This window comes from Rhizobium sp. Root708 (assembly GCF_001429725.1).
GTDB lineage: Bacteria > Pseudomonadota > Alphaproteobacteria > Rhizobiales > Rhizobiaceae > Rhizobium.
This window is the reverse complement of the sequence record NZ_LMHV01000005.1, coordinates 168,504-195,307: the sequence shown is the minus strand read 5'-3', so window position 1 is coordinate 195,307 and position 26,804 is coordinate 168,504. Positions and strand designations below refer to the sequence as shown.

The 26,804-nt window shown below is 59.3% G+C and carries 25 protein-coding genes; 14 read left to right on the top strand and 11 right to left on the bottom strand.

Annotated features, from left to right (window positions below; translation table 11 throughout):
• Positions 1-66: 66 nt before the first annotated feature.
• Together ASE04_RS06200 and ASE04_RS06195 are read left to right on the top strand one after the other, a co-directional pair.
• The gene (locus ASE04_RS06200; protein WP_082597271.1) at positions 67-975 is read left to right on the top strand and encodes an aldehyde dehydrogenase family protein; all 909 of its coding nucleotides are present in this window, start codon (positions 67-69) and stop codon (positions 973-975) included.
• Between the two features lie 294 nt (positions 976-1,269).
• Positions 1,270-1,605 (top strand): hypothetical protein, encoded by a 336-nt coding sequence (locus ASE04_RS06195; protein WP_244490353.1) that lies wholly within the window; start codon positions 1,270-1,272, stop codon positions 1,603-1,605.
• Positions 1,606-1,623: 18 nt separating this feature from the next.
• Here ASE04_RS06195 and ASE04_RS06190 read toward each other — a convergent pair whose 3' ends face one another.
• The 6 genes from ASE04_RS06190 to ASE04_RS06165 all read right to left on the bottom strand — a co-directional run bounded on the left by ASE04_RS06190 (position 1,624) and on the right by ASE04_RS06165 (position 8,336).
• On the bottom strand, positions 1,624-1,965 hold the full coding sequence (locus ASE04_RS06190) for a DUF2147 domain-containing protein (RefSeq protein ID WP_056813615.1): 342 nt from the start codon (positions 1,963-1,965) through the stop codon (positions 1,624-1,626).
• Positions 1,966-2,144: 179 nt separating this feature from the next.
• On the bottom strand, positions 2,145-4,148 hold the full coding sequence (locus tag ASE04_RS06185; RefSeq protein ID WP_056813612.1) for an aldo/keto reductase: 2,004 nt from the start codon (positions 4,146-4,148) through the stop codon (positions 2,145-2,147).
• A gap of 39 nt (positions 4,149-4,187) precedes the next feature.
• On the bottom strand, positions 4,188-5,273 hold the full coding sequence (locus tag ASE04_RS06180) for an ABC transporter ATP-binding protein (RefSeq protein ID WP_056813609.1): 1,086 nt from the start codon (positions 5,271-5,273) through the stop codon (positions 4,188-4,190).
• A 15-nt stretch (positions 5,274-5,288) separates the two neighbouring features.
• On the bottom strand, positions 5,289-6,125 hold the full coding sequence (locus ASE04_RS06175; protein WP_056813606.1) for a carbohydrate ABC transporter permease: 837 nt from the start codon (positions 6,123-6,125) through the stop codon (positions 5,289-5,291).
• The gene (locus ASE04_RS06170; protein WP_056813604.1) at positions 6,122-6,982 is read right to left on the bottom strand and encodes a carbohydrate ABC transporter permease; all 861 of its coding nucleotides are present in this window, start codon (positions 6,980-6,982) and stop codon (positions 6,122-6,124) included. The genes ASE04_RS06175 and ASE04_RS06170 overlap by 4 nt, the downstream gene beginning before the upstream one ends.
• A gap of 76 nt (positions 6,983-7,058) precedes the next feature.
• Positions 7,059-8,336, bottom strand: coding sequence for an ABC transporter substrate-binding protein (locus ASE04_RS06165; protein ID WP_056813601.1), 1,278 nt, complete (start codon positions 8,334-8,336; stop codon positions 7,059-7,061).
• Between the two features lie 86 nt (positions 8,337-8,422).
• Here ASE04_RS06165 and ASE04_RS06160 point away from each other — a divergent pair, with 86 nt between their 5' ends.
• The gene (locus ASE04_RS06160) at positions 8,423-9,337 is read left to right on the top strand and encodes a helix-turn-helix domain-containing protein (protein ID WP_056813599.1); all 915 of its coding nucleotides are present in this window, start codon (positions 8,423-8,425) and stop codon (positions 9,335-9,337) included.
• Positions 9,338-9,343: 6 nt separating this feature from the next.
• On the opposite strand, the gene ASE04_RS06155 is transcribed toward ASE04_RS06160, so the two are convergent.
• On the bottom strand, positions 9,344-10,249 hold the full coding sequence (locus ASE04_RS06155) for a LysR family transcriptional regulator (RefSeq protein WP_056813594.1): 906 nt from the start codon (positions 10,247-10,249) through the stop codon (positions 9,344-9,346).
• Between the two features lie 118 nt (positions 10,250-10,367).
• Between ASE04_RS06155 and ASE04_RS06150 the strand changes: the two genes are divergently transcribed.
• The 9 genes from ASE04_RS06150 to ASE04_RS06110 all read left to right on the top strand — a co-directional run bounded on the left by ASE04_RS06150 (position 10,368) and on the right by ASE04_RS06110 (position 21,891).
• The gene (locus ASE04_RS06150) at positions 10,368-12,206 is read left to right on the top strand and encodes an IlvD/Edd family dehydratase (RefSeq protein ID WP_056813593.1); all 1,839 of its coding nucleotides are present in this window, start codon (positions 10,368-10,370) and stop codon (positions 12,204-12,206) included.
• 221 nt (positions 12,207-12,427) lie between these two features.
• Entirely contained in the window at positions 12,428-13,588 is a 1,161-nt protein-coding gene (locus tag ASE04_RS06145) for a fumarylacetoacetate hydrolase family protein (RefSeq protein ID WP_056813689.1), read from the top strand.
• A 110-nt stretch (positions 13,589-13,698) separates the two neighbouring features.
• On the top strand, positions 13,699-13,977 hold the full coding sequence (locus ASE04_RS06140) for a hypothetical protein (protein WP_056813590.1): 279 nt from the start codon (positions 13,699-13,701) through the stop codon (positions 13,975-13,977).
• Between the two features lie 107 nt (positions 13,978-14,084).
• Positions 14,085-16,223 (top strand): methylmalonyl-CoA mutase, encoded by a 2,139-nt coding sequence (gene scpA / locus ASE04_RS06135; protein WP_056813587.1) that lies wholly within the window; start codon positions 14,085-14,087, stop codon positions 16,221-16,223.
• A gap of 259 nt (positions 16,224-16,482) precedes the next feature.
• Positions 16,483-17,640 carry a Gfo/Idh/MocA family protein gene (locus ASE04_RS06130; protein ID WP_056813584.1) on the top strand — a complete coding sequence of 386 codons (1,158 nt, stop codon included), beginning with the start codon at positions 16,483-16,485 and terminating at the stop codon, positions 17,638-17,640.
• 13 nt (positions 17,641-17,653) lie between these two features.
• Positions 17,654-18,538 carry a carbohydrate ABC transporter permease gene (locus tag ASE04_RS06125; protein WP_056813582.1) on the top strand — a complete coding sequence of 295 codons (885 nt, stop codon included), beginning with the start codon at positions 17,654-17,656 and terminating at the stop codon, positions 18,536-18,538.
• Positions 18,535-19,395 (top strand): carbohydrate ABC transporter permease, encoded by an 861-nt coding sequence (locus tag ASE04_RS06120; protein WP_056813579.1) that lies wholly within the window; start codon positions 18,535-18,537, stop codon positions 19,393-19,395. Before ASE04_RS06125 ends, ASE04_RS06120 begins: the two co-directional genes overlap by 4 nt.
• 54 nt (positions 19,396-19,449) lie before the next feature.
• On the top strand, positions 19,450-20,667 hold the full coding sequence (locus tag ASE04_RS06115; RefSeq protein ID WP_156408714.1) for an ABC transporter substrate-binding protein: 1,218 nt from the start codon (positions 19,450-19,452) through the stop codon (positions 20,665-20,667).
• Between the two features lie 87 nt (positions 20,668-20,754).
• On the top strand, positions 20,755-21,891 hold the full coding sequence (locus ASE04_RS06110; RefSeq protein WP_056813572.1) for an ABC transporter ATP-binding protein: 1,137 nt from the start codon (positions 20,755-20,757) through the stop codon (positions 21,889-21,891).
• Positions 21,892-21,894: 3 nt separating this feature from the next.
• Here the strand turns inward: ASE04_RS06110 and ASE04_RS06105 are convergent, their stop codons facing one another.
• From ASE04_RS06105 to ASE04_RS06090, 4 genes are all read right to left on the bottom strand, one after another.
• Entirely contained in the window at positions 21,895-22,197 is a 303-nt protein-coding gene (locus ASE04_RS06105; RefSeq protein WP_056813687.1) for a hypothetical protein, read from the bottom strand.
• Between the two features lie 118 nt (positions 22,198-22,315).
• Positions 22,316-23,416, bottom strand: a complete 1,101-nt coding sequence (locus ASE04_RS06100; protein WP_056813569.1) for a D-TA family PLP-dependent enzyme — start codon at positions 23,414-23,416, stop codon at positions 22,316-22,318.
• Entirely contained in the window at positions 23,416-24,891 is a 1,476-nt protein-coding gene (locus ASE04_RS06095; protein WP_056813566.1) for a M81 family metallopeptidase, read from the bottom strand. The genes ASE04_RS06100 and ASE04_RS06095 overlap by 1 nt, the downstream gene beginning before the upstream one ends.
• A 21-nt stretch (positions 24,892-24,912) precedes the next feature.
• Entirely contained in the window at positions 24,913-25,398 is a 486-nt protein-coding gene (locus ASE04_RS06090; RefSeq protein ID WP_056813563.1) for a hypothetical protein, read from the bottom strand.
• A 110-nt stretch (positions 25,399-25,508) separates the two neighbouring features.
• Here ASE04_RS06090 and ASE04_RS06085 point away from each other — a divergent pair, with 110 nt between their 5' ends.
• Complete coding sequence (locus ASE04_RS06085) at positions 25,509-25,898, top strand: RidA family protein (RefSeq protein ID WP_056813560.1); 390 nt, start codon at positions 25,509-25,511, stop codon at positions 25,896-25,898.
• Between the two features lie 25 nt (positions 25,899-25,923).
• Entirely contained in the window at positions 25,924-26,787 is an 864-nt protein-coding gene (locus tag ASE04_RS06080; RefSeq protein ID WP_056813556.1) for a MurR/RpiR family transcriptional regulator, read from the top strand.
• Positions 26,788-26,804: the final 17 nt, after the last annotated feature.

Here is a 26,804-nt window from a genome sequence, read left to right as displayed (position 1 = left end):
TGTGGCCGCGTCAGAACGGACCGGCATCAACCCCGGCGGTAGCGGCCAGACCCAGCATGCACTAACATTAAACCCGGATCACCCGATTGGGGCAGGCCAGAATGCGCCCTCGAAGCGGGCCTTCCCGCTGGCGTGATCAATGTCGTATTGGCTGATAATGATGGCAGTGCCCGCCTCGTGGCTTCTCCCGATATCGCCAAGGTCAGCTTTACCGGAAGCGTCGGCACCGGCAGCCAGATCGCCGCGGTGGTATCGGCCAGAATGGGACGACTGACGCTCGAGATGGGCGGAAAGTCCGCAGCGATATTTCTTCCCGATGGCGATGTCGAACAGGCCATGCCGACGCTTGAGCAGTTCACGATGCCCTTTTCCGGACAATTCTGCTTCTCGCAGACCCGCATTCTCGTTCCGAAAGCGCGGGAAGCCGAGATCGCCGAAGCCTATGCGGCAAAGGTCGCGGCGTTCAAGGTTGGGAATCCATGGGAACCCGACACCAGGGTCGGACCGATCCTCAATCGCCGTCAGTTCGACAAGGCGATGAGCTATATTGCCCAAGGCATCGAGGACGGCGCCGAGATCGTGACCGGTGGCCGCGCCGACACCAGCCAACCAACGGGTAACTACATCCTTCCCACGGTCTTTCGCAACGTCAGGCATGACATAACGATCGCCAAGGAGGAAATCTTCGGCCCTGTTGTCACGATCCAAGCCTACGAGGATGAAGACGATGCCGTCGCTATCGCGAACGATACCGACTTCGGCTTGAGCGGCTCCATCTTTGGAAACCCCGAAAGGGCGTTTGCGGTCGCCCGTCGGATTCGGACCGGTCAGGTTCATATCAACGGCATGGAGCTCGCTCCATCCGCCCCGTTCGGCGGCTTTAAGATGTCCGGCATCGGCCGTGAGGGCGGACCGGAAGGGCTAGAGGCCTTCCTGGAAATAAAGGCCATCCTGTTTCCATCCCCGGCGATGTAGGTTTCACCGCGCATGAGGGAATCACGTCTCGATCGGCGAATTCCCGCGAGTAAAAAGCGATTGTGAAGCCGGTGGACGACGTTCCTCCGGCTTCGATATTTCTTTACGTCCGGTTTCGTCGGGACATCTGCTTGGACGCCACAGCGTGGTGCGCCGCGGCGCTTTCCGCAAGCTAACCGACCTCTGCAAATCACTCGGAAAAATAGACGTTCTCCGGCGAAACCTTTCGCATGGGCGCACGTTTACTGCGCGGTCCAGGCCAGTTTGGCACGGGCTATGCATGAGATTTTTGAGATGTTTATTTTGCCAGGTGGGAAAATGACGGCTTTGATGACTGATATTGCGAGTGCCGCCGTGCAGCTGGAAGCTGCCATCCGTGAGGTTACGTTTATCGAGGCCGATGCCCCCGAAGCATCCAAGCCAATGAATTTCAAAGCGAAATACCTGCCAAGACTGTTGGTCGAGCGATACCCCGAACTGAGTTCGATCGAACGCGAGCTGCGCGGTGTGTTCGAAGTTTGCTCGGCGGCGATTGATCGAAAAAACGTCAATCCTGTGGTCGCAAAGGCGGCAATTTCGCTCGCGCGTGAATATCGCGGCGTGATCGACGGACTGAAACACAACAGCTAGCCGCTCTTCGACACGCTGTCATTGCAACCTCTTCCAAATGAGCGAGCGGCAAAAAACCTTCATCGTACATCCCCGCATCCGCACCGTGTCACCGGCAACGCTGAGGACGCCGTCGAAGGTCTTCTTGCTTTCGGGCTCGACGATGCTGCCGACGAAGCTACCGTTGTGTCCCTGGAACGAGCCGATGCGTTGGCCGGCATGGTCGCCGGTTTTCATGGTGATACAGTAGCCTTCAACACACTGGTCGATAACGGCCGTCGTGCCGACCTGCGTCTTCCAGGTGCCGATGACCGCTTCCTGTGCCGAAACCATAGTGGCAACAAGCGCCGCCGGCGCTGCCGCGAGAGCTAGCCAATGCATGCTTTCCCCTCATCGCACACGAGATAGAGGGCCGCCTTTGGAGGCGGTCTACGGAACATCACTATAAGCTCGGCGGGAGACATGTGCCAGCGCAAACGAGCATCGAATTGAAATCACTCGATAAAATAGTGCAGGCGGCATTGCTGCCGCCTGCCTTTTTTCTCAAATATCGGGCGATCCTACGCTTCCAGCCACTTCACCTGCTCTGGCGTGAGCTTGATGTCGAGCGCCGAGAGGCTGTCTTCGAGCTCCGCGATCGTGCGTGGCCCGATCAGCGGGATAACCGGAAACGGCTGCGCGATCACGTATGCGAGTGCCACGTGGATCGGGCTGCGTCCGAGCTTGTTCGCAAGCTCGATTGCACGGTCGCGGCGCTCGAAATTGCGATCGGAATACCAGCAACGCACGATTTCCTCATCGTCCCGCTTGTCCCGTCCGGCACGGTCGGTGAAGAAGCCGCGGCCCTGGCTCGACCAAGCAAAGTTCGGGATCTGCTTCGCATTCAGCCACTTTTTCCAGTCGTCATCGGAAGCAGCAACGCATCCGGCCCAGATCGGATCGAGCATCTCGGCAAGCGAGAAGTTGTTAGACAGCGCCGCTGGTGCGGCCTTGCCATTCTTCGCCGCATAGGCCGCAGCCTCTTCCATGCGTTCACGCGTCCAGTTCGACCCACCGAAGATGCCGCGAATGCGGCCACGCTTGGCCTCCGCATCCATTGCATCGACGAATTCGCCAACCGGAACGTCGGTATTGTCGCGGTGCATGAAGTAGATGTCGACATAGTCGGTCTTCAACCGCTCAAGCGACTGATCGAGCTGCTTGGCGATGACATCAGGGTAGCAAAGAGGCGAATGCGCGCCTTTGCCGATCAGCACGATCTCTTCGCGCGGCACGTTCCGGCTGGTGTGCCAGTCGCCAAAGATCTTTTCGGTCTTGCCGCCGCCGTAGACGAACGCCGTATCGAAGACATTACCGCCGGCCTCGTAGAAGGCGTCGAGGGTGAGCGAGGCGGCCGCGAAGTTCGGGAAGAACTCGAAACCGAGGGTGACAACCGATGCCGGCTTCGAAATGCCGGGAATCTGGCGCTGCGGAATGCTGTTGCCGCGCTTGACGGTGCCGCCTGCGAGGTTCGCGGTGCGGCGTTCAGCCTTCTCGACCCCGTATTCGAGACCGATCGATGCACGCCATTGATCGAGAACACGAAGGTTTCCAACCGAATCCGACCAGCTCATGCCGGGCGAACGGAACTCGTGCTCGCCGGCACGGATCGCATCGCCAGCCGCATCGACCTCGAACGAGTACAGCCAGCGTTCTTCCTTGACCTCGATCGTCTGCTGCTCGTTCCCCTTGAAGATTTCGATATGGCCGGTTCCGCCCTTGTGGCCTGAGGCAAACCAGAAGTCCTTCACCTCAAGCCGACCCTCTGACCCGATCACACGCAGCGTGTTGTCCTGCTGAGCCATGATCGAGCAGGAGACTTCGGCGATGATGCCGTTCGGGAACTGCAACACCGCAGACGCCCATTCGTCGACACCAGACTGACCGAGGTGACCGACGCCGGAAACCTTCTCGGGCTCGAGGAAGGGCTTGCCCTCCGTCGCGCCTGCGATCAGCCGCGCCATCGACACCGGATAGCCGCCGACATCGAGGATGCCGCCACCAGCGGTATCGTTCGAGAACAGGCGATGCTCGGCCTTGAACGAGCCCATGTTGAAGCCGAAGCTTGTGCGGATAATACGGACCGTTCCGATGATCCCGCTCTTGATCAACTCGACGATCTTGGCTGTCTGCGGATGAACGCGATACATGAAGGCTTCGCCAGCAAAGACGCCGGCCTTCTTAGCCTCGTGGTAGATCGCATCGGCATCGTAGGAGGAGAGCGCGATCGGCTTTTCGACGAGAACATGCTTGCCGGCGCGGATCGCCTTGATCGCCCATTCGGCGTGGCCGGTATGCGGCGTCGAGACATAGACGGCATCGACCTCGCTGTCTCGCAGCAGGGCTTCGTAGCCATCAACGATCCGGGCGCCGGGGAACGCCTCCGCCAGTCCAGGCTTGGAAGGGTTGCGTGTCGCGATCGCCACGAGCTTACCGCTGCGCGAATGAGCGACACCGTCCGCGAACGTGCGTGCAATCGTGCCTGGGCCGATGATACCCCAGCGGATAGGTTGATCTGTAGTCATCAGAATTCCTCTTTCATTCATCTGTCTTGGGAAGTTGCGTCAACGCAAACGCTTGCCTGCGTTGTCAAAAAGGAAAGTGCGCTTGGCGGGCACGCCCACTGTCAGGCTGTCGCGCGTACCGGCAGTGCGGGACTCGGGCCGCTCGATGATCAGCTGCTCGCCGCTGGCAGCACTTGCGTACACATAGCTCGTATTGCCGAGGTGCTCGGCAACATCGATGCCGACGGTAAGGTCGGCGTCGCCCTGGCCCGCATCGACGAAATGCTCCGGGCGGATCCCGAGCGTCACCGGCATGCCGGCCTCAACCCCGCCCTTCACCGGCAGGATCAGGCGGACGCTGCGATCGCTCGGCAGGGTGACGGCCACGCCATCCGCCGTCACCTCGACCACCTCGGCCTGCAGGAAGTTCATCTTCGGAGATCCGACGAAGCCCGCCACGAACTGGTTTGCCGGATCGTCGTAAAGGTCGAGCGGAGCGCCGATCTGCTCGACGTTGCCGGCCCGCAACACCACGATCTTGTCCGCAAGCGTCATCGCCTCGGTCTGATCGTGAGTTACATAGATCATCGTGGTCCCCAGCTGCTTGTGCAGGCGCGAAATCTCCACGCGCATCTGCACACGCAATTCGGCATCGAGGTTCGACAACGGCTCGTCGAACAGAAACACCTGCGGTTCGCGCACGATGGCGCGGCCGATCGCGACGCGCTGGCGCTGGCCGCCCGAAAGCTGTTTCGGCCGGCGATGCATGAGTTCGTTGATGCGCAGGATGTTGGCGGCATGCTTGACGCGCTTGTTGGTATCATCCTTCGGATTGCCGTTCATGCGCAGCCCGAAGCTCAGATTCTCCTCAACGGTCATGTGCGGATAGAGAGCGTAGGACTGGAAGACCATCGCGATCCCGCGATCCGCCGGCTCGACGTCATTGACGATCCTGCCGCCGATGTTGATCTCGCCATCGGAGATATCCTCGAGCCCCGCGATCATACGAAGCAGCGTGGACTTGCCGCAACCGGAAGGGCCGACGAAGACGACAAACTCGCCGTCCTTAACTTCCAGGTTGGCGCCGTGAATGATCTCAAGCGCGCCGAAGCGCTTCACCACGTTGTTGAGCGTTAGTTCGGACATTTGCGCGTTCCCCGATTACTTGACGGCGCCAGCAGAGATGCCGGCAATGAAATGGCGTTGCAGGAACACGAAGACGACGAGGATCGGTGCGGTCAGGAGCATCGCGCCCGCCATGATCCCGCCCCAGGAGACCTTTGTCAGGCCGATCAACGTCCCCAGCGCGACAGGCGCCGTCATGGTTCCGGGCTTGGAACTGATCAGCAGCGGCCAGAGGTAATTGTTCCAGGACTGCAGGAAGAGGATGATGGCGAGCGCCGCCATCGTCGGCCGCGCCAGCGGCAACGCCACCCGAAGGAAGATCTGCCATTCCTTGACACCCTCGACGCGCGCCGCGTCGAAAAGCTCGCCCGGCATCATTGAGAACGCCTGCCGCATGAAGAGAACACCAAGCGAATTGAAGAGTGGCGGCACGATCAGGGCGACCCAGGTGTTGGCGAGCCTGAACTCGCGCGCCACCATGATGAACTGCGGGATCACGACGACCGCGAAAGGCAGGGTGATGGTGCCGAGAATAATGGCGAGAATTGCGGAGCGACCGAAGAACCGGTAGCGCGCCAAAGCCCAGCCCGCCATCGATGTCAGCAACACCGACAGCACGGTATAGATCGTCGCGACACAGACTGATGTGATCATGGCGCCGACGAAATCGGTATCGGCCTGCAAGTTGGCAAAATTCGCCACGAAGTTCGTTGACGGCCACAGTATGATCTCGGGACTGAAAATGCCGAAGTCCGGCATGGTCGAGAACACCATCATCATCCACAACGGGAACAGCCAGATAATGGCGAGCGGCGTCAGCACGAGGTGAAGGGCGATCTTACGCCAGAGGAGAGATTGAGACTTGGATGTCATTTGGGGTCCCTCCCGATCCAGAGGTTGAGCAGCGAGATGGCGACCGCGAGCGCAGCCATGGTGTAGGCAACAGCGGAGGCATAGCCGAAGTTCAACGACAGGAAGCCCTGACGATAGAGCAGCAGCCCAAGCGTCTCGGTTCCTCCGCCCGGGCCACCGCGATTGGTGATCAGGAACGGCTCGGTGAAGAGCTGCATCGTGCCGATGACGGAAAGAATGACGCAAAACAGGATGATCGGCTTCAGAAGCGGCAGCGTGATATGAAAGAACTGCTGCACCTTGCTGACGCGGTCGAGCGTCGCGGCCTCATAAACGTCCTCGGGGATGGATTGCAGCCCGGCGAGGATGATGATTGCGTTATATCCGGCCCAACGCCATGTCACCGCGATAATCACCAGCGCCATGGCTGCATGGGCGTTGTCGAACCATGAGACAGGAGTGAGACCGACGGCGGCGATCAGCTTGTTGATGATGCCGAAATCGTAGCTGAACATCAGGCGGAAGACGGCGGCATAGGCAACCTCGCCGACCACGACCGGGGCGAAGAATGCGAAGCGAAACAGCGACCGCGCCTTCAGCAGCGGCGAATTCAGCAGAACCGCCATGACGGTGGCGAGCGTGATCATCACCGGCACCTGAATGACGAGGATGATCAGCGTGTTGTAGAGCGCATTGTAGAAGGCCGGGTCGCTGAACAGGCGCCCCCAGTTGATCGACAGGCTGTACTTCCAGGGATTGATGCGCGTGTTTTGAAACGAGATCAAAAACGAGCTGATGATTGGCCATACCCAAAAAGCGGCAAAGACCAAAAGATAGGGCGCAAGAAACGTGTAGGCGTTCCTGGTACGGATCGGCATTCCATTCTCCTCACAGACGAAAAGAGCCACCCCTTCGGGATGGAGGCCGGGCGCGACAAGCGCCCGGCATCGTCACTCATTTCGCAAGGGGAAGACCTGTTGCGGTAGCGATCTGGTTCGCTGCGTCGTCGAGGGCCGCCTTCGCATCCGGATAGCCGCCAGCGAAGTACTTCGTCTGCGTGGCCTTGTAGATGGAGTCCGCGTCCGTCTGAAACGCAGTACCGCGGCTCGGAACGATCTTCGGCAGGGTGGACAGAATGTCAGCCCATACCTTCTGGCCGCCCCAATAGGGCTGCGCCTCGTTGACGAACGGATCCTGCACTGCCGAGAGAAGCGACGGGACGAGACCGAACGACTTCAGCATCGCCACCTGGCCTTCGTTGGTGCCAAGCGCATAGTTGACGTAGGTCCAGGCAGCTTCCTTGTTCTGAGAGTTGGCTGCAATCGCAAGCGACGAACCGCCGAGGTTTGCCGCATGCGGACCGTCAGCCGTCAGGCTCGGCATCATGTAGACGCCCCACTTGCCGCTAAGATCGGGCGATCCGGAACGGATGGTGCCTTCATACCAGCCGCCATACATCTGGCTGGCAACCTTGCCTGCGGTATTCGCCTGGATTTTTTCATCCCAGATGGCGGCCGTCAGCGTGCCGGCGTCCTTCATCTGCTTGACTTTCTCAAGCGTCGCGACGCAGGCGGGCTCATTGATGGTGATCGACTGGCCGTCCGCCGCGAAATATCCACATCCCTGCTCGTTGGAGATCATGCGGAACCATTCGCTGTCACCGTTGAAGTCGGCCTGGGCCATGACAACACCGGGATTGGCCGCAGAAATCTTCTTGCCGGCGGCAATGAAGTCATCCCACGACTTGATCGTCGACGGGTCCACGCCAGCCTTCTCGTAGAAATCACGACGATAGAATACGGCAACCGGGCCGGAATCCCATGGCATTGCGTAGGCGACGTCACCGACCTCCAGTTCGGTGCGCTTGAAATCCGGGAATTTCGCCTGGATGTCGGCGTTGTATCCGAGGTCCTTCAGGTTGGCGAAGCAATCCGGGAAGCGGCTCCAGAAGATCTCAGCCTCGAAATTCTCGACGGTGACGATATCCGGCAGTCCCTCGCCGCCAGCCGCGCAAGCTGCCAGCATCTTGTCGAACACCTGCTGGTTTCCGAGATCTTCGACGGTGACCTTGATATCCGGATGCTGCTTGTTGAAACCTTCGAGCGTCGATTTCAGCGCCGACGCGGCAATATTCCAACTCCAGATCGTAAGATTGCCCGACTGCTGCGCGAACGCAGAGCCAGATGCGAGCAGCGCAACGATTGCGGTCGTGGTTATAAGTTTGAAGCGCATTGAAAATCCTCCCTTTTCAATTGCCGTCCCTTAGCGAACGTGACTAGACTATCTGGAAGGGAGCCGCTGTCTCCTAAAAAGGGAATATGGATTTGGCGGAAAGTAAGATCGAAAGACGGGCTGTCTATCAGCCGGGGGCGAGCAGCATCGAAGGCCTGCCGACAGCGCTGCAGATGTTTCACAATCATCCGTCAGTAATGCTCATGCCGCACTGGCATGTGCAGGTCGAAGTCAACTACATCATGCAAGGCTACGTGCATTACCTCATGAATGGTCGTGAGGTGAACATGAAGGCGGGTGACATGTGCCTGTTCTGGGGCGGTCAACCGCATCAGATGGATGAGTGCAGCGACGACGCCATCTATGCCGGCGGCCACCTCCCGCTCGTATATTTCTTTCGCATGCGCCTGCCGATCAGTGTCTCGAGCCGGCTCATGAAGGGTGAGATACTCTTCACGTCGGCGACGGACGCCGCCGATCGAGAGAATTTCCCCCGCTGGGTGCGCTACGCCAAGTCGGGAGACTCCGCGAAGGCCCAGCATGCCGTGGAAGAAATGCTGTTGCGGGTCGAGCGCATCGTACTCGAGCCCTACACGATGCTCGCGGCGGGCGGCCAGGACGAAATCGACGACATCGATCAATCCTACGCGCAGTCTTCCCGAACGGTTGCCCGCATGTGCGACTTCGTGGCGGCAAACTTTCTGCTTGAGATTGATTCGGTCGATATTGCGCGCGCGGCTGACTTGCACCCCAAATATGCGATGAACCTGTTCAAGAAGACGACGGGCATGACGCTCAGCAAATACGTCAACCTGCTCAGACTTTCGCGCGCACAGGCCATGCTGATGAAGGATGAAACGAACGTGCTGCAGGTCGCGATGGACAGCGGCTTCGGATCGATCAGCGCGTTCAACAAGTCTTTCCGGCATATCGCCGGCATGTCACCCTCCGACTTCCGGCGAGATGTACGGATGGTCGCGCAACTGGTGCCGATTGCCTGATCACAGTCAGCCCGCGGTCGATTCGAACAGCTTGTAGAGCAATTCGGCCGAGGCAGAGAGATCGCGGTCCTTCAGCTTGACGAGTCCAAAGTCCGGGACGGAGATATCTCCGGCCACCGAAAGCGTACGCAGAAGCCCGTGGTCTTCCATCAGTCTGGCAACGGGTTCGGCCAGGATCCCGAGCCGCTCGCTCTGCAGCATCAGAAGCATCGTGAGGAGGGCGTCTGAGGTTGACACGACGCTGGCGGGAATGATGCCGTGGCGGCGGATGAAGTCGTCGACGACCTGCCGGAGAAACGACCCGTGCGGTTGCAGAACCCAACTCTGCTGGCGCAACTCCTCCTCATCAAGCACCGCCTTTCCGGCCAAGGGGTGATCCTTGGCGGCGACGATACGCAACGTCTCCTTGCCGAGCGGGATGTGATCGAACCACAACGGGTTCATGCCACTCGGAATGCGGCAAACCGCGAAATCGAGCCGTCGGCTGAGAACATCTTCGAGGAGGACGTCGCTGCTGCCGACGGTGATGCTGACGTCGATCGTCGGGTGCGTCTCGAACAGGCGTTTGAGCGCCGGCGCCACGTAGTCGGACGCGGGCGTCATGATCGTACCGAAAGCGACGCTGCCACCCTGCCCGGCCGCGGCAACGACCATCTCGTACTCGGCGCGCTGCGCTTCGGCCAGAAGCATCTTTGCGTGCCGGACAATCACCTCGCCCTGATTCGTCGCGATCAGTCCGCGATTGTGACGCTCGAAAAGCTGATGCCCCGACATCTGCTCGAGCTCGTTCAATGTTCGCGACAGCGCAGGCTGGGAAATGCCGAACATTTCGGCAACCACGCCCAGTTTTCCATGCTCGCTGAGTGCTACCAGCATCTTCAGATGCCGCAGCTTGAATCCGTCCAGTCCCACCTTGACCTCGCTTGATATAACAAATTTGCATATCAAAATACGAAAGACTGATTATACAATCCAGTATCGATCAGCTAAATGCATGACAACAACAGCGCCAACGCAAGGAAACTTCATCGTGGTTGAAAAAACCCCTTCCCCGCAGGGTCACAACGCCGTTCAGGAAAAGGGCGAGACGCCGCAGCTGCGCTCTCGGGCTTGGTTCGACAATATTTCCAATCCTGATATGACAGCGCTCTACCTCGAACGCTACATGAACTTCGGCCTCAGCCAGGAAGAGCTGCAGTCGGGACGCCCGATCATCGGCATCGCCCAGACAGGATCCGACCTGTCTCCGTGCAACCGCCATCACCTTGAGCTCGCCAAGCGCGTACGTGAAGGTATCCGCGACGCCGGCGGCATCGCGATCGAATTCCCGGTCCATCCGATTCAGGAAACCGGCAAGCGCCCGACCGCTGGCCTTGACCGCAACCTGTCCTACCTCGGCCTCGTTGAAATCCTCTACGGCTATCCGCTCGATGGCGTCGTGCTGACGATCGGTTGCGACAAGACCACGCCGGCCTGTCTTATGGCCGCGGCAACCGTCAACATCCCGGCGATCGCATTGTCGGTCGGCCCGATGCTGAACGGCTGGTTCCGCGGCGAGCGCACCGGCTCGGGCACGATCGTCTGGAAGGCTCGCGAAATGATGGCGCGCGGCGAAATCGACTATCAGGGCTTCGTCAAGCTCGTTGCCTCTTCGGCACCGTCGACCGGCTACTGCAACACGATGGGCACTGCCACGACCATGAACTCGCTTGCCGAGGCACTTGGCATGCAGTTGCCCGGCGCAGCAGCGATCCCGGCTCCCTATCGCGATCGCCAGGAAATCTCCTACGAATCAGGCTTGCGTATCGTCGAGATGGTTCGCGAAGACCTGAAGCCATCAGACATCCTGACGAAGGAAGCCTTCATCAACGCGATCCGCGTCAACTCGGCCATCGGCGGCTCCACCAATGCCCCGATCCACCTGAACGCGCTTGCTCGCCACGTCGGCGTCGACCTGACGGTCGATGACTGGCAAACCTATGGCGAAGAGATTCCGTTGCTGGTCAATCTGCAGCCGGCAGGCGAATACCTCGGCGAAGACTACTACCACGCCGGTGGCGTTCCCGCTGTCATGGGCGAACTGATCAAGCACGACCTCATCAACACGAACGCGATGACGGCAAACGGCAAGACCGTCGGTGAGAACTACACGACGGCCACGATCGAAGACGACAAGGTCATCCGTCCGTTCGAGCGCCCGCTGAAGGAACGCGCCGGCTTCCGCGTCCTGAAGGGCAACCTGTTCAACTCCGCTATCATGAAGACCAGCGTGATCTCGCCGGAATTCCGCCAGCGTTATCTTTCCAACCCGAACGATCCGGAAGCCTTCGTCGGTCGCGCCGTGGTCTTTGACGGTCCGGAAGACTACCATCACCGCATCGACGATCCGTCGTTGGCAATCGATGGCTCGACGGTACTCTTCATGCGCGGCGCCGGCCCGATCGGCTACCCGGGCGCTGCTGAGGTCGTCAACATGCGCGCGCCTGACTACCTTTTGAAGCAGGGCATTTCCTCGCTTCCCTGCATCGGCGACGGTCGCCAGTCGGGCACATCCGGATCGCCTTCGATACTGAACGCTTCGCCGGAAGCCGCTGCAGGCGGCGGCCTTGCTGTCCTCCGGACGGGCGATACCGTTCGCGTCGATCTCAAGAAGGGCACGGCCGACATCCTGATCAGCGACGAAGAGCTCGCGGCTCGTCACGCGGCGCTGACGGAAGCCGGCGGCTACGTCTACCCCGAGAGCCAGACCCCGTGGCAGGAAATTCAGCGCAACTACGTTGGCCAGATGGATACCGGCGCAGTTCTCGAGCCCGCCATCAAGTACCAGCGGATTGCACAGACCAAGGGCATTCCGCGCGACAACCACTAACGCCAGCCCACTTTCGGGCATAAGCGACGAATACGATGGGCCCGTGTCGATGAGACGCGGGCCCATGATTTTATTGAGCAATATAATTCTCTTATTCGGGCTGCGGCCTTGCCCCACCCTTTCGAATGTGGTCGATTTCGTCCGCCGCTGGGTTGGAGGGCGGCGTAATCCCCATCGATAAAAAGAGCGCGTCCATCGCTCGTTTGTGACGGAACATGATGATGTCTGATAGCTTTCTCGACAGCGCCGCATCGGGCGGCTTGTTTATCGGTCGCGCCTGGAACCCAGCAGTTCAAGGCCCGAGTGTGGTGACAATCCGGGACGGAGAACTGATCGACATCACATCGCCTGCCGTGCCGACGGTCAGCGCGCTGCTCGAAAAATCGGATCCCGCCGGCCTCGTTCGCTCGGCGAAAGGCTCCTCGCTGGGAAGGCTCGAAGACGTGACGACCAACAGCAACGGTGCGCCCTCGAGTTCGACGGTACATCTGCTCGCCCCGAGCGACCTGCAGGCAATCAAGGCATGCGGTGTCACCTTTGCCCAATCCATGATCGAGCGCGTCATCGAGGAAAAGGCCGCGGGCAATCCCGACAGGGCTGCGGCAATACGCGAGCGTGTCAGCACATTGATCGGTGGCAGCCTGAACAATCTCAAGGCAGGTTCCTCCGAGGCGGCAACCGTCAAGCAGGCGCTGATCGAAGAAGGCATGTGGTCTCAATATCTGGAGGTCGGTATCGGCCCCGATGCGGAAGTCTTTACCAAGGCCCCAGTTCTGTCGTCGGTGGGATGGGGGAGCGATGTCGGTCTGCATCCGATCTCGACATGGAACAATCCCGAGCCGGAAATCGTCCTGGCCGTCAACAGCCGCGGCGAAATCAAGGGCGCAACTCTCGGCAACGATGTCAATCTGCGCGATGTGGAAGGGCGTTCCGCACTGCTGCTCGGTAAGGCCAAGGACAACAACGCGTCCTGCGCGATCGGCCCGTTCATCCGTCTTTTCGACAGCACCTATGATCTCGACGCCGTACGCAAGGCGGAACTTGACCTCAAGGTGACCGGCCCCGACGGTTTTGTCCTGAACGGCAAGAGCTCGATGTCGAAGATCAGCCGGGATCCGACCGATCTCGTCAAACAGACCTGCGGTGCGCATCACCAATATCCCGATGGCTTCATGCTGTTCCTCGGCACGTTGTTTGCGCCGACTCAGGACCGGGATGCGGTCAACCAGGGCTTTACCCACAAGGTCGGCGATGTCGTCGAAATCTCGTCCGCCGGCCTCGGAACATTGAAGAACACCGTGCGGCTCTCGACCGAGTGCGCGCCGTGGACCTTCGGGATTTCCGCGTTGATGGCCAATCTCGCGCGGCGCGGTCTACTCTAGAGGCACCGGCACTCCCGAATAATTTGCGCAGGGGGCATGTGGTCCCCTGTCGGTCAGGCTTTGGCTTGCATATATGCGAAGCAGACCGCAATCGAATCTGCGAGGGTGCAATGCGAACGAAACTTGGCGCGCTGCTTTGCATTGCGGTGCTGGCGGGATGCACGACGGCGCAGAATTTCTCCGCTCCGGGGCTGGATCCGATACCGGGCAGCATCACCTACGGCGGGCAGCCACGCACGAAATTGACGAAGTCGCCGGTCGGCTCGTCGTTCCCGCACAACTTCATCGATCAGTACGGCCAGCAGGTGGAGGAGACATACATCATCCAGCCGGACAGGTCGTTGAAGATCGCGCACCGGGAAATCCGCCCGATCCGCTTCCACGATTGATCCGCGCGGGCGCCGATTCGCGGGCCAAATTTATCGTCGTGCTCTATCGCAACCAACGCGAATAAAGTGCTAGCCTGTGGCAAAGCGAGAATGCCGGAGGGTCTAGGATGAGCTCAAAAACGCTTGGCGATTGGCAGACACTGGCCGAACGGGAACTCAAGACATCGCCAGACACGCTGGTTTGGGAGACGCCGGAAGGCATCGCTGTCAAACCGCTCTACGCGCAGGCGGATACCGAAAACCTGCCGCACATGGGGTCTCTCCCGGGCCTCGCGCCCTTTACCCGCGGCCCGCGTGCGACGATGTATGCTGGCCGCCCTTGGACGATCCGCCAATATGCGGGGTTTTCAACGGCGGAAGCCTCCAATGCGTTCTACCGCAAGGCGCTTGCGGCCGGTCAGCAGGGCGTATCCGTCGCATTCGATCTTGCAACGCACCGCGGTTACGACAGCGACCATCCGCGCGTGGAAGGTGACGTCGGTAAGGCGGGTGTGGCGATCGACAGCGTCGAGGACATGAAGATCCTGTTCGACGGCATTCCGCTCGAGAAGGTCTCTGTCTCGATGACGATGAACGGAGCGGTTATCCCGATCCTGGCAAGCTTTATCGTCGCAGGCGAGGAACAAGGCGTATCGCTCGAGGCGCTGTCGGGGACCATTCAGAACGACATTCTCAAGGAGTTCATGGTCCGCAACACCTACATCTATCCGCCGGAACCATCGATGCGGATCGTCGCCGATATCATCGAATACACGGCGAGAAAGATGCCGAAGTTCAATTCGATCTCGATCTCCGGCTACCACATGCAGGAAGCGGGCGCGACGCTCGTCCAGGAACTGGCGTTCACGCTGGCCGATGGACGAGAGTATGTACGAGCCGCTCTCGCCAAGGGGCTCAATGTCGACGATTTCGCTGGCCGGCTTTCCTTCTTTTTTGCCATCGGAATGAATTTCTTCATGGAGGCCGCCAAACTGCGGGCGGCACGCCTGCTCTGGACGCGGATCATGGAAGAGTTCAAACCCATGAAAGCCTCGTCGCTGATGTTGCGCACCCATTGCCAAACATCTGGTGTGTCGCTGCAGGAGCAGGATCCCTATAACAACATCGTACGCACGGCATTCGAGGCGATGTCGGCCGTGCTGGGCGGCACGCAGTCGCTTCACACGAATTCGTTCGACGAAGCGATCGCGCTGCCGACGGAATTCTCCGCCCGCATCGCTCGCAACACCCAGTTGATCCTCCAGCACGAAACCGGCGTCACCAAAGTCGTCGATCCGCTTGCCGGCTCCTATTACGTCGAAAGCCTGACATCCGAACTCGCCGAGAAGGCCTGGGCGCTGATTGAAGAGGCGGAAGCGCTGGGCGGAATGACGAAGGCGGTGAATGATGGCCTGCCGAAGAGACTAATAGAGCAAGCCGCGACCCGCCGCCAGGCTGCGGTCGACAAAGGCGACGAGATCATCGTCGGGGTCAACAAGTATCGACTCGAAGACGAGCAAGCGATCGACATTCTCGAAATCGACAACACGGCGGTCAGAACCGCGCAGATCAAGCGCCTTGAAGACACGAAACGCCGACGTGATAATTCACGCGTCGCTCAAGCGCTCGATCGCCTGACGAACATCGCAACAACAGGCGAAGGCAACCTCTTGGAGACCGCCGTAGAGGCTGCCCGCGCCCGCGCCACGGTCGGTGAGATTTCCGATGCCCTGCGCAAGGCGTTCGGCGATCATTCGGCAACCCCTGATGTCATCAAGGATGTCTACGGCGAGGCCTATCGCGACGAACCTGAACTGGAAGCCCTGAAGGCACGTATGGCGAGGGTCAGGACAACGCTCGGGCAGAAGCCAAGGATCATGGTGGCGAAGCTCGGGCAGGACGGCCATGACCGTGGCGCCAAGGTGATTGCGTCTGCCTTCGGAGACCTCGGCTTTGACGTAATCGCGGGGCCGCTCTTCCAAACGCCAGAGGAGGCTGCAACCCTGGCCGTCTCAAGCAAGGTTCATGTCGTCGGCATGTCGTCGCTGGCCGCCGGCCACAAGACCCTTGCTCCACAACTTGTCGACGCACTGAAATCGCAGGGAGCCGATGAGATCGTCGTCGTCGCCGGCGGGGTGATTCCACGGCAGGATTACCAGTTTCTCACCGATCACGGCATCGCTGCGATCTTCGGTCCGGGGACCAACGTATTGGAGGCCGCGAACTCCGTTCTCGACCTTCTGGAAGGGAAGAAACGCAACGCCTGAAAAGGTGATTCTCAGGCAAATGGAGAGGGCCCGCCGAGCGGGCAGTGGCAATCATCTGATGACCGGAAAAGAGGCATTGCCGGCTGTTTCAACATGAAAACGATTACGTTTTGTGAGGTTGCCAACGCTTCCAGCCTCAAACGCTGCAGAATGAAAATTAATTTCATAGTTTCAACTTTTCGCGCGATTCCAGTTGACGAGTTCGAAATTTTGTCCCAACTTGACGAAAATAAATTACGTAATTGGGAACGAGAACAGCATGAAAGTGGGAATTATCGGGCTCGGTTTCCGGCTCGGCTACCTTGGCCACGTCTTCAAGTCGGTTGATGAGAGCTTCGAGATCGTCGGATACGTCGATCCGGATCCGGCTGGCCTTCCGGGGTTGGTTGAGAACGGCGTTTCCGCGGGCAAGGCATACGCGACCCCCGAAGAACTGATTGCCAACGAGTCGCTTGATCTCTTGATGATCGGCTCGCCCAACCACATGCATCTCGACCACATCCGCCTCGGCCTCGAAGCGGGATTGAAGGTCTTCTGCGAGAAGCCGATCGTCACCACGATCGCCGAGAGCATCGAGCTCGCCAAGCTCATGGCCAAGTTCGGTCACGAGCGCCTCATGGTCGGCCTCGTCCTGCGTTATTCGCCGCTCTACAAGGACCTGCGCGCCATCCAGGCGACCGGCAGCCTCGGCCAGATCGTCTCGATTGAAGCCGCGGAGCATATCGAACCTTATCATGGCGCATTCTTCATGCGCGACTGGCGTCGTTACGAGCGCTACTCCGGCAGTTTCATGCTGGAAAAGTGCTGCCACGACCTCGATCTCTATAACGGCGTCGTCGGCGCGCGTCCCGAGCGGGTCGCGAGCTTCGGCGGTCGCAAGAGCTTTACGCCTGTGAACGACCCTGCCCGCGAAGGCATCAACGACCTTGAGCTGTTCCACCGCAAGCCAAGCGGCTGGATGGGCTCGGACAAAGTCTTCGACAGCGACGCCGACATCATCGACTATCAGGTCGCGATCGTTGAATATGCCAATGGCGTTGGCATGAATTTCCATACCAACCTGAACGTTCCCGACCAGTTCCGCCGCTTTGCCATCATGGGCTCGCGCGGCATGGCGGAAGGCGATTTCGTTCGTGGCTACCTTGATGTGCATGAACAGCTGACCGGCAAGAAGGTTGTCGAGAACAAGTACGTCGCTACCGAACTCTCGCAGCACTACGGTGCCGACGAGCAGATGGCCGCCGACCTGCTGGATAGCGTCCGCACTGGTACGGAACTGCCGGTGTCGACCCTCAACGCCCTCGAAGCCGGAATCCTTGCCTTGTCCATGGACGAGGCCCGGATGAAAAAGGCGGTTATCGACCTGCGCCCCGTGTGGGACAGATTCGATGAGGCGCTTCACGCAAGAGCGGCTTGAGGAGGACGGCAGGATGAATGTTCAACGAGGCAACCTCATCTTCGCCTGGATTCTTCTCTTTCCGGCTGTCCTTTATGTCACGGTAATCGTCGCATATCCGCTGGTCGATACCTTCATCCTTTCCTTCACCGATGCGTCGCTGAAGAAGGTGACGAACTGGGTCGGCTGGGTGAACTATCAGAAGATCTTCAACGAGACCTTCGCGGAAGTCATCATCCGGACCTTCATCTGGACGTTCTTCTCGGTCTCCATCAAGATGATCATCGGCGTCTTCGGCGCGACGATGCTGAATTCGGCCGTACCTGGTCGAGCGCTGTTCCGTGTCCTCACCATGCCGCCCTGGATCGTTCCGATGGCGATCGGTATCTTCATGTGGGGCTGGATGTATAACGGCCAGTTCGGGATGATTTCCGGGATGCTGCAGCGCTTTGGCCTCGCAGATGCTCCCGTGGCGTTCCTGGCGCAAGGATCGACTGCGTTCTGGGCGACGATCATCACCGACGTCTGGATCGGCGTTCCCATGGTGACGCTCTATATGCTCGCCGCCATGCAGGCGATCCCGCAGGATCTGTATGAAGCTGCCTGGACCGACGGAGCAGGCCGTTTTTACCGCTTCCGCCGCATCACCATGCCGCTGATCGTCCCCTCGATGATCACCATGTCGATGCTGTCCCTGATCTCCACCTTCAACTCCTTCGACATCATCTGGATTCTGACGCGCGGCGGTCCGAGCGGCGAAACGACGACGATGATTATCGATACCTACAAGACGGCGATCGGATCGAACAAATATGGCGAAGGTGCCGCGCGCGCCGTGCTGATCTGCATCTTCCTGTCGATCTTCTGCGTCTGCTACTTCCGCCTGACCAGCCGCCTTGCCTCAGGAGACAAGCGATGAAACAGCCCCCCATGCTGATCAACCGTTATAAATGGTATGAGATCATCGGCATCTATGTCGGTATCGCGGTGTTCCTGACCTTCGTGCTTGCTCCGTTTGTCGAGGGCTTCCTTGTTTCGCTGAAGCCGCTCAGCCAGTTGTTCTCGTCGCCGTATCGGTTCATTCCCGAGAACGGGTCCTTCGAGGCCTACAGGACGATGTGGGTCAGCGTTCCGGGCTTCGCGCGCTACATCTTCAACTCCTTTTTCATCTCGACCATCGTGACGGCAGCCGTGCTGGTTCTCGTGATCCCCGCCTCGTATGCGTTCGCGCGCTTTGAATTCAAGGGCGCCGGCGTTCTGCTCGGCGCGTTCCTGGCGGTCAACATGTTCTCGGGCGCCGTGCTGCTCATTCCGCTGTTCCGGCTGATGCGCACGCTTGGCCTGCTCAACACCTATTTTGCAATCATGGTTCCCGGTATCGCCTTCCTGATCCCGTCAGCGATCTGGCTGCTCAGGACCTACATGATGCGGATTCCGAGGGAACTCGACGAGGCGGCATTCGTTGACGGCGCCAGCCATTTCTACACGCTGCGCCGCGTCATCCTGCCGATCGCCATGCCCGGCATTACCGTGGTTGCGATCACCACCTTTATCGGCTCCTATGCCCAGCAGTTTATCTTCGCATTGACGTTCAACTCCAAGACCGAATACGCGCCGTTGCCGGTTGGCCTCTTCGCCTATTTCGGCCGACAGGAAGTCGTTTGGAACGAGCTGATGGCCGCAAGCTTCGTCGGCATTGCGCCTGCCATGATCGTGATCTTCTTCCTTCAAAAGTATCTCGTCAGCGGCCTGACTGCTGGCGCGGTGAAACAGTAAGTCGATAAGTCAACCACCAGAGAAAAAACGGGAGCACACAAAGTGACAATTCAAATGAAGACCGGGCTGATTGCCCTCGCCCTGCTCGGCTCCACCGCGCTCGGCACCATGACCGCTCATGCCGCTGACAAGGAGATCAGCTGGATCTATTGCGGCGACAAGATCGATCCCATCCATGAGAAGTACATCAAGGAATGGGAAGGCAAGAACACGGGCTGGAAGATTGCCGTTGAGGTTGTTGGTTGGGAACAGTGCCAGGACAAGGCGACGACGCTCGCTGCTGCCGGCACTCCGGTCGGCATGGCTTATGTCGGCTCGCGCACGCTCAAGGAATTTGCCCAGAACGACCTGATCGTTCCGGTTCCGATGACCGACGAAGAGAAGAAGAGCTACTATCCTAATATCGTCGATACGGTCACCTTCGACGGTAATCAGTGGGGCGTGCCGGTCGCTTTCTCGACCAAGGCCCTCTACTGGAACAAGGACCTCTTCAAGCAGGCTGGTCTCGATCCGGAAACCCCGCCGAAGACCTGGGCTGAAGAAATTGCCGACGCCAAGCAGATCAAGGAAAAGACTGGCATTGCAGGCTACGGTCTTCCGGCGAAGACCTTCGACAACACCATGCACCAGTTCATGCATTGGGTTTACACCAACAACGGCAAGGTTATCGACGGCGACAAGATTGTCATCGACAGCCCTGAAGTGCTGGCTGCCCTGCAGGCCTACAAGGACATCACGCCTTATTCCGTCGAAGGCGCAACCGCCTACGAGCAGAACGAAATCCGCGCCATCTTCCTCGATGGCAAGGTCGGCATGATCCAGGCTGGGTCCGGCGCTGCTGCTCGCCTCAAGGACACCAAAATCAACTGGGGTGTAGCACCGCTGCCGCTCGGTCCTTCGGCCAAGGGTGAAGGCACGCTGCTCATCACGGACAGCCTGGCGGTCTTCAAGGGCACGGGCGTTGAAGAGAAGGCGGCTGAATTCGCCAAGTTCATCACCTCGCCGGGCCCACAGGGCGAATACGAACTCCAGGGCGGCGCCGGTCTGACGCCTCTGCGTCCGTCGGCCAAGGTTGACGAATTCGTCAAGGCCGATCCGTCGTGGAAGCCGTTCATCGACGGTATCGCTTTCGGTGGTCCTGAGCCTCTCTTCACCGACTACAAGGGTTTCCAGAACTCGATCATCGAGATGGTCCAGTCCGTCGTGACGGGCAAGGCTGAACCGGCTGCTGCCCTCAAGAAGGCTGCCGGCGAAATCGAAGCGTTCAAGTAAGCCTTTGTTGGGATCGCGGGCGCAACACCCGCGATCCTTTATCTATTATGTGCAAGCGCCGGATGACGCGGCGACCGGAGACAGGTTTTGGGACAGCTTCTTCTCAACAAGGTTCAGAAGTTCTACGGCGACTTCGAAGTTCTCAAGGGCGTTCAGCTCGAGGTCAAGAACGGCGAGTTCGTTGTTTTCGTCGGCCCCTCCGGCTGTGGTAAATCTACCTTGCTCCGCATGATCGCGGGTCTGGATGCGACTTCGGCCGGCGATATCCTGATCGACGGACTGCGGGTCAACGATCTGCCTCCAGTCAAGCGCGGCATCGCGATGGTGTTCCAGTCCTACGCGCTCTACCCGCACATGAGCGTTTTCGAAAACATCGCGTTTCCCCTTCGGGTCGAGCGCATGGAAGAGGAAAAGCTCAAGGCCAAGGTTGAACACGCAGCACGCATTCTTCACCTCGATCAACGACTGCAGCAAAAGCCCGGCATGTTGTCGGGCGGCCAGCGTCAGCGCGTCGCCATCGGTCGCGCGATCGTCCGTGAACCGAAGATATTCCTGTTCGATGAGCCCCTCTCCAACCTCGATGCGGCGCTGCGCGCCGACATGCGCATCGAGCTTGCCAAGCTTCACCGCCAGCTGAAGGCGACGATGATCTACGTCACGCACGACCAGGTCGAAGCGATGACGATGGCGGACCGCATCGTCGTGCTGAACGCCGGCGAGATCGCCCAGACGGGCGCGCCGCTGGAACTCTATCACAAGCCCGCAAACATGTTCGTCGCCGGCTTCATCGGCAATCCGAAGATGAACTTCCTGAGCGTGAAATGCCTGGCGGTCACCGATGCCGGCATGACCGTCGAGTACAAGGGCCAGGAAATCACCCTTCCGGTGTCGCCGCGCGAAACCGCTGTCGGCAAGACGCTCACACTCGGCGTGCGACCGGAACATATTCAGCTCGGCTCCGGCGACATCTCGATCACCGTCGTGCCGACGGTCATCGAACGCCTCGGTGCGCAGACCGTTGCCTACGCCGCGCTTGACGGCGAAGGTGAGAACTTCTGCGCTATGCTGCCTGGAAGCATCGGAATCCGCCCCGAGCAGCCGTTGACTGCCGGGATCAATGGGGTCGATTGCCACCTCTTTGACGAAAACGGCATCGCCTTCGAGCGCCACGTCGAACTGACTGATATCGACGTCAACTTGCTGAATCCAGCGCCTGCTGCCTGATCCTTAGCGATCAATGAAGTGATCGAAGGGATCGTTGACCGGGTACGAATATGATCCGCGGTCAACGATGCCCTGGCGATACAGGCAGCTCCTGAGAGCCGTGACATAAAGCAGGCTGTTTTGCTGAGACGATCCTTGCCATGCTGCCTGGGGCTCGCAGTGGCGATAGGCGCGATCAAAGCGGGCTTGCGTTTGCGGGTCTGAATCGACGCGCACCCCGCTATAGGTTTGCCATTCCGATGGCGCCTCTGCCGCTGAAATGCAGACAAAGCTCGCCGCTAAAGCAAAAGCGACAGACAATCTCATCGAAAGACCTCCCGGCACCTGCAACATGGGCCTCCGGAAGAAATGCGCTTCGCACGTCAAACGTCAAGACGCGCGAAGTGATGCCCGCAGCGCGCGATAAATCTTGCTAAAGGCGGAGTTACCAGACGAGGCCGCGAGCCGCGACACCCTCGACACGCGTGACGACGCCGTCGCGATGAAACACCATTGTATCGAAGAGATTGGAGACGACGCAGGTGTGGTTCGGAACGATCCTTATCTTCTCACCGATAGCAGGCCGTTCGCCGGAGCATTTCGAGAGATCGATAACGCCGTGCTCTTCCGAAAGCCCGGTAATCACCGCATCAGGATATCCGACGACGCTGCCGAAATCGGAAAACCCGAGCAGGTCCGACGTCAGCGCTTTTGAGCCCGCGTCGATCACGGCGCGATCCGGCGTCGGCCGTGACACGACGGTTGCCAGAACGTGCATGGCGCACTCGTCGAAACTGCAGTGGCCAGCCCGGACCATGGAGCGATCATTGTAGATATAGGTTCCGGCACGATGCTCGGTTGCCGCCGGCACAAGGTGTGCATCAAAAAGGCTAGGAGTTCCGCCATTGCTGACGATCGGGCAGGCAATCCCTTCGTCCTCAAGCAGTTTCAAAGCCGAACTCAGGAAGGACTGCACTTCTTGGGCGGCACCCGCCTTCGGGTAGTTCAAAAGCCCACCAAAAGACAAGCCTGGCGCTGCATCGATGCGTCCGGCAAGCGCGGCGGCTTCCTGCGGCGTCTGGACGCCACAGCGTCCGCCGCCGGTGTCGCATTCGACCAGAACGACAAGCGGCTTGCGCGCGCTAAACCAATCCGAAAGGCCGTCAACGGTCACCGCGCTGTCGGCCACCACCTTCAGGCCACCGATGCGCTCGTTCAGTGCCGCCAAGCGCTCGAGTTTCTGCGGCCCGAGAATGTTGAACGTAATCAGGATGTCATCAAATCCGGCGGCGGCGAAAACTTCCGCCTCGCTGATCTTCTGGCAGTTGATACCCTTGGCACCAGCGGCGATCTGCTCGGCGGCAAGGGCGGGAATTTTATGGGTCTTGATATGAGGACGAAACGCGATGCCATGGCTGTCCAGGTAAGACTGCACCCGCGCGATGTTCGCTGCCAAACGATCTTCGTCGATGATCGGCCGGGGGGTCGACAACTCGCTCAGCTTGTCACCGGCCTTTGCAACAACGGCGAACGGATTGTCACTCATCAAACTGCTCCCTGCTCCAACCCGTGCGGGTCGGCTGTCATCGGCCAAATATCCTTGCGAGCGCGACGGTACGGCGTCTTCGCCGGGTTATTCGGATAGGGCGTTCCCGCCGCGCAGTAAATGATCTCGGCTGCAATCTTGGAGAAAGATGCAAAGAAGTGATTGGTCGACTTGATGACTAGGATCTTCTTGGAGGTCGGCTCGATCCCCATCACCGAAAACAACGTCGGATCGAAACTCTGCGCCCGCGTCGAATTCAGGATGATGTCGATGCCATCAAGCACGATATGCGCGGCATCGCCGAAGGGCGCAAAGCTCTCGCCAAACCGCATCTCAGCGTTCGGAACGATCTTGACCACCTTCACGATGCCATCCATGGGATTGCCCGTGCCCGGCGACGACTTGGCACCGAAGCGAAGCGGAATCTCCGCGCCCTCGCCTGCAGCCATGCAGATCTGCACCGCCATCGGATCCCAGATCGTCCCGATCGCCGTATCCGTTGCGCCACGTGCCAGTAGCTCTTCCAACAGGACGGTCGCATCGCCGGCGGTGCCTCCACCCGGGTTATCCCACATGTCGGCAATGACAACCGGCCAGGACGTCGCGGCAAGCGCCTCGCTGACGGCTTGTTTCTCGTCGATCTGCGGCATCATGAAGGTGCCGCGCTTTGCAAACAGCTCCATGCCCAGTTCGCGGGCGAGCGCGCTCCCCTTGGCGGCATTGTCGTTCGTCACGACGAGGAGCTTCGTACCCATTTCCGGAACATCGCCGGCCATGAAGCCGTGAATGACAGATATCGACAAGATGTCGTCATCCTCGCGTTCGATCTGCATGAGCTTGTCGACGAAGGAGCGCATCGGATCTCGCGACGTCGGGAAGACGTCGATCATCCGGCAGTCGAACACCGACATGACCGGATTGATCCGTCCCTCTAGTGTGTCCACAGCAATCCGCCAGAGGTCCTCCGCCCGATCAACGAAATCCGTATGAGGGAATTCCTTGAAGTAGACGAACACGTCAGCGGCAGCCAGGCGTTTGGCGGTCAGATGGCTGTGCGGATCCAGTTCGGCAAACACGCGTATGTCGGGGCCAACGATTTCACGTACGCGCGAAAGAATATCGCCTTCGGTATCTTCATAGCCCGCGGCAACCATGGCACCGTGAAGGCCGAGGACAACCGCATCGACTGGCATCGCCGCCTTCAGCTGCCCCAGCACCTCGTCGCGCAGACCTTCGTAGGCTGCGCGGTTGAGCAGGCCTGCGGGATCCGCCCAGGCAGCCGTTCCCTCGACAAGTTCCCATCCCTTCTCAGCGCATACGCGCCGGCCGACCGTTATGGGGGCCGAACACAAGGTAGGCGTTTCCGGGTGCTGGCCGGGCGGCGCGTAAAGCGATGCCTCGAAGGCGCGTCGGTCGATGCAGATGGGCGAGAAGGTATTGGTTTCGGTGGCGAGCGCTGCCGTGAATATCCGCAAGGTTTTGGCCTTCAGGTTAGATTAGCCCATTGGGTTCGGCAGATAGCCAGTGAAGCCCGAGATCTTCCAGCGACCATCGTGCAAGCGGCAGTAATAGAGTGTCTGCCATTGCATGACATCGCGCGTGCCGTCCGCCTTGGCGATGCCGCCATTAAACTTCTTGCGCACCAACGCCATGTCGCCAGAGATTTCGATGTCTTCCAGCGTGGTCGTGGTGAAGATCGCCGTGCGGGTGTCTTCGGCAAAGCTCTCCTTGGCGAATTCCTTGGCCTGGCGCAGCCATTCGTCGCGATAGGCCGTGAGCGTCGGAAACGCCAGCCGCCAGTCATCGGGGCTGACCTTCTTGCCGCCATCGATACCGATGAACCCCTCTTCCACGAAATCATGCTCCACCATCGACCAATCGGCCGCCAGGAAGGCGTCGATATCGCGGTGGACAAGCATCTCCCAGATCGAATGACGGGCAACATCGGAAGCCGGGAAAGGATTCTTGAAAGGATCGCGCATGAGGTTCCCTATTGAAATTCTTTTCATGAATGTTGTTTTTCTCTGGTCAAATTCCGCTTTGTATGGTCATTTGTCAACGCATCACGAAAATAATTTGCAAGGATCGGTCTATGTCCATCACTCGCTATGGCACGGTTCAAAAGGGCGCGGGCGGCAAGCCGCTGCCCTTCGCGCGGGCTGTCGAAGCCGACGGCTGGCTTTATGTTTCCGGTCAGGTTGCCATGGAAAATGGCGAGATCATCGACGGCAACATCGTCGCCCAAACTCATAAGACAATTCAGAATGTCCTCTCCATTCTCGAAGAAGCCGGATACGGCGTCGAGCATGTCGTGCGTTGTGGTGTCTGGCTCGATGACCCGCGCGATTTCTGGACGTTCAACACTATTTATCAGGAGTATTTCGGAGAACACCCGCCTGCGCGCGCCTGCGTCCAATCGTCGATGATGGTCGATTGCAAGGTTGAGATCGACTGCGTTGCCTATAAGGCAAAGGACAAGTAGCGCGAACGATCAGGAGGAGCCGGGCATGGATATTTTTTCGACATTGCAGGAAGAAAAGGCCCGGCTTTCGCCATCCGAGAACCGCATCGCGGATATTCTCCTCAATGACTTCGAATTTGCGGTCAACGCATCGATCATCGAGCTCGCCGAGAAGGCAGACGTCTCTCCGCCGACGGTGACCCGCTTCTGTCGCAGGGTCGGTTGCGAGAGCTTTTCGGACTTCAAGGTCCAACTCGCCCGCACGGCCTATGTCGGCATGCGCTACCTTCGCCCGGAACCGAAAAGCAGCAATCCGGCCGATGTCGCCCAGGACATCATCACCAAGGCGCAAAACGCGCTTTTCCTTCTGCATCGGTCGCTTGATCTGGCAGCCGTCGAGGCGGCGGCTGAACGTCTCGCCAAGGCCGAAATGATTTACGCATTCGGATCCGGCGGAAATTCCTCGATGATCGCAAGCGAACTGCAGAACCGGCTGTTTCGTTTCGGCCTTCGGGTAACTGCCAGCTCCGACCATGGCATGCAACTCATGCTGGCCGCCGCTGCAAGGCCCGGCGACGTGATGATTGGTTCTTCGTTTTCCGGCCGCAACGCCGAACTCGTGCGATCGTTTACGCTTGCACGGGAAGGCAAAGTCACGACAATTGCGTTGACCCAGGCCGATAGCCCGGTGGCTAAATCGGCCGACATCGTCGTCCCGATCGACCTTGCCGAGGGCAACAACATCTTTCGCCCGACGTCCACTCGGATTGCCTATCTCGCTGCCGTCGACATTCTCGCCAGCCTGGTGGCCTACAATATACAGCCGCAAGCGGCCGTGACCCTTCGTCGAATTAAACAACAACTCGTCGCTCACCGCGATGGCGACGATCGCCAGCTCCTCGGTGACTGAGCGTCTCATGCCAATGA

What these genes read in the sequence shown, in the direction of transcription:
- ASE04_RS06090 (WP_056813563.1), bottom strand. Translation starts at nt 25,398, where the DNA reads ATGCGCGATCCTTTCAAGAATCCTTTCCCGGCTTCCGATGTTGCCCGT.
- ASE04_RS06165 (WP_056813601.1), bottom strand. Translation starts at nt 8,336, where the DNA reads ATGCGCTTCAAACTTATAACCACGACCGCAATCGTTGCGCTGCTCGCA.
- ASE04_RS06115 (WP_156408714.1), top strand. Translation starts at nt 19,450, where the DNA reads ATGAAGACCGGGCTGATTGCCCTCGCCCTGCTCGGCTCCACCGCGCTC.
- ASE04_RS06145 (WP_056813689.1), top strand. Translation starts at nt 12,428, where the DNA reads ATGTCTGATAGCTTTCTCGACAGCGCCGCATCGGGCGGCTTGTTTATC.
- ASE04_RS06105 (WP_056813687.1), bottom strand. Translation starts at nt 22,197, where the DNA reads ATGAGATTGTCTGTCGCTTTTGCTTTAGCGGCGAGCTTTGTCTGCATT.
- ASE04_RS06125 (WP_056813582.1), top strand. Translation starts at nt 17,654, where the DNA reads ATGAATGTTCAACGAGGCAACCTCATCTTCGCCTGGATTCTTCTCTTT.
- ASE04_RS06190 (WP_056813615.1), bottom strand. Translation starts at nt 1,965, where the DNA reads ATGCATTGGCTAGCTCTCGCGGCAGCGCCGGCGGCGCTTGTTGCCACT.
- ASE04_RS06100 (WP_056813569.1), bottom strand. Translation starts at nt 23,416, where the DNA reads ATGAGTGACAATCCGTTCGCCGTTGTTGCAAAGGCCGGTGACAAGCTG.
- ASE04_RS06080 (WP_056813556.1), top strand. Translation starts at nt 25,924, where the DNA reads ATGGATATTTTTTCGACATTGCAGGAAGAAAAGGCCCGGCTTTCGCCA.
- ASE04_RS06085 (WP_056813560.1), top strand. Translation starts at nt 25,509, where the DNA reads ATGTCCATCACTCGCTATGGCACGGTTCAAAAGGGCGCGGGCGGCAAG.
- ASE04_RS06195 (WP_244490353.1), top strand. Translation starts at nt 1,270, where the DNA reads ATGTTTATTTTGCCAGGTGGGAAAATGACGGCTTTGATGACTGATATT.
- ASE04_RS06130 (WP_056813584.1), top strand. Translation starts at nt 16,483, where the DNA reads ATGAAAGTGGGAATTATCGGGCTCGGTTTCCGGCTCGGCTACCTTGGC.
- ASE04_RS06160 (WP_056813599.1), top strand. Translation starts at nt 8,423, where the DNA reads ATGGATTTGGCGGAAAGTAAGATCGAAAGACGGGCTGTCTATCAGCCG.
- ASE04_RS06185 (WP_056813612.1), bottom strand. Translation starts at nt 4,148, where the DNA reads ATGACTACAGATCAACCTATCCGCTGGGGTATCATCGGCCCAGGCACG.
- scpA (WP_056813587.1), top strand. Translation starts at nt 14,085, where the DNA reads ATGAGCTCAAAAACGCTTGGCGATTGGCAGACACTGGCCGAACGGGAA.
- ASE04_RS06180 (WP_056813609.1), bottom strand. Translation starts at nt 5,273, where the DNA reads ATGTCCGAACTAACGCTCAACAACGTGGTGAAGCGCTTCGGCGCGCTT.
- ASE04_RS06175 (WP_056813606.1), bottom strand. Translation starts at nt 6,125, where the DNA reads ATGACATCCAAGTCTCAATCTCTCCTCTGGCGTAAGATCGCCCTTCAC.
- ASE04_RS06140 (WP_056813590.1), top strand. Translation starts at nt 13,699, where the DNA reads ATGCGAACGAAACTTGGCGCGCTGCTTTGCATTGCGGTGCTGGCGGGA.
- ASE04_RS06120 (WP_056813579.1), top strand. Translation starts at nt 18,535, where the DNA reads ATGAAACAGCCCCCCATGCTGATCAACCGTTATAAATGGTATGAGATC.
- ASE04_RS06170 (WP_056813604.1), bottom strand. Translation starts at nt 6,982, where the DNA reads ATGCCGATCCGTACCAGGAACGCCTACACGTTTCTTGCGCCCTATCTT.